Source organism: Actinocrinis puniceicyclus (assembly GCF_018283645.1).
GTDB classification, from domain to species: Bacteria; Actinomycetota; Actinomycetes; order Streptomycetales; family Catenulisporaceae; genus Actinocrinis; species Actinocrinis puniceicyclus.
Map to the genome: position 1 here is coordinate 1 of NZ_JAGSXH010000282.1, position 1970 is coordinate 1970.

3 protein-coding genes are annotated in these 1970 nt (G+C 57.3%); 2 read left to right on the top strand and 1 reads right to left on the bottom strand.

Features of this window, described 5'->3' with window-relative positions; all coding sequences use genetic code 11:
- On the top strand, nucleotides 1-928 hold a 928-nt coding region (locus tag KGA66_RS28750), incomplete at its 5' end, for a hypothetical protein (RefSeq protein ID WP_211472712.1).
- Between the two features lie 4 nt (nucleotides 929-932).
- The gene (locus tag KGA66_RS28755; RefSeq protein ID WP_211472714.1) at nucleotides 933-1364 is read left to right on the top strand and encodes a hypothetical protein; all 432 of its coding nucleotides are present in this window, start codon (nucleotides 933-935) and stop codon (nucleotides 1362-1364) included.
- 416 nt (nucleotides 1365-1780) lie between these two features.
- Here KGA66_RS28755 and KGA66_RS28760 read toward each other — a convergent pair.
- Nucleotides 1781-1970 (bottom strand): nucleotidyl transferase AbiEii/AbiGii toxin family protein (locus tag KGA66_RS28760; RefSeq protein ID WP_211472716.1); only part of this gene is annotated, 190 nt, incomplete at its 5' end.

Here is a 1970-nt window from a genome sequence, read left to right on the forward strand (position 1 = left end):
CTTCGAAGCCACCGACCCCACCCAACTCGGCGGCTACGACTACGCCGGAAACGACCCCACCACCGGCAGCGACCCCACCGGCCTACGCGCCCTCGGCGACGGCAACGGCAGCTCCTGCGACTGGAATGGCAACTGCAGTGGCAACGCCGCCGACAGTGGCAGCGGAGGCTGTGACGCGTCGTGCCAAAATATCAGTTCGTCAAGTGCCACTGCTCCGGCTACGAACCAAGTATATGCAGGCCAATGGCAGCAGGCGAGGATCCACTGGCTTCTTACGACTGACAACCCAATCAAGGATCTCTGGAATCGCCAGGTTACCCACGACGATATCGGCTGCGGGAATAACCCAATTTGTGACATAGTTAAGGGGTCCGAAAATGATACAAAATTCAATGATTGGCTGAATTCAGTGACAAGTCGCATCGACGAATCTGAATACGGACCATTCGACGCGGGGAAATTCTCAAAGGATAACGGAAGGGGAAGCTATGGGTTTAGTCGTGACGAGTACCTTCAGGCGCTTTTCTTAGCGGCAGAGGGAAGTAATGTAGTCGCTCACAACGAGAATGGCGGCGCTATGGGCAAAACGTTTGATGCGTGGGTGGGCGCGGTTCCGTCTGAATTTAAATCGGTAAATGGTTCCGTAAATTCTATTACGCAGAATCTACGCTATTCGCGCGGGAAAGGGGCTCTGGCGGTCTATATGTTTGCGCGAGACGGAGATGACGCAAGTGCGGCTGCGAAGGGCGTTCAGCAATATCAAAGAAGGTATCAGAATGCAGATCCCGATTTCGGATGGTATACGATCATGAAGGAGCCTAGCTACAGCTGGGGTGACAAAGATGCTGGCCTAGCTTCGGGTGATATAACCGCGCATTCAGCATGGACATGCACGGGGTCCATTGATAACGCCCCGTGCTCAGGATAATGCCATGGAATTAAATCTCTACTTAAGGTCACTCGTGGGACTGCCAATTTCGCTCGACCAGCTGCGAACTATGGTCGATGTTGAGGAAGCGGCTGGCTATTTTCTGAGTGATTGGCAAGGTGTTACGTTTCGATTCTTTGCGGACACGTCGCTGGACATGGTGCTGGGGCCACTCATTTCCTGGTTTGATGTGGGTACAATTGTCACTGAAACGGAAAAGGAGTTCGATCTACGTCTAGAGCTCAGAATCCACGAAATCCGTGAACCGACCGAGATGCCTGCCATTGCAATTCTCGGATCATATTGTGATCACCTCTCGCTCGGCTTCGCGCGGTTGGGGATTAGTTATGAGTTCGTTGCTACTGTGCAGGGAGCTCTTTGTCGATATTATTGCAACGCGCCAATTACCGGATCGGGCTTCCTGGTTTATCCCTGAAAGGGTGGGTTTGGCCTCAGGGCCTCCGCGTAAAGACCGTACACTCCCCCGTTATCTTATTCGTGGCCCCGCAACGGGGTTCCCGGCCTCCGGGACCGGCATGACTCTCTGCCCCCTGTCGTACGCGTGATCCGGGGGATGTCGTCACCCAGGGACGCGTCGATAAATAGCTTCGGGTTCTGAGACCCAGTCGGTTGCTGACTGTATCATGACCCTGTGATCGAGGTTCCGGACGAGGCGTTGGTGGAGACGTTCGCGCGGGTGTTGCCGCATCTGGGTGAGCGGGCGCGGCGGCTGGTACTGGGGCCGAGGCGCGGATGCTCGGGTACGGCGGGATCCGGCGGGTGGCCCGGTTGGCGGGGGCAGACGAGGACACCGTCGCCCGGGGAGCGTGCGAGATCGAGGCGGGTGCGAGGTCACGGGGCGGTTGTGCGCTGCATCATGGTGACGATCTTCTCGGCGAGCACCATGGTGAGCGGGTAGCCGGTGAGCTCCATGGTTCCGCCGAGGATTTTCGGCAGGACGATGCGCTGCGGTGCCGGCGATACGGGGTCGCCGATGTTGATGTCGACGTGGAAGGTCAGGCGGGCCGCGGAGAGCGTCGCG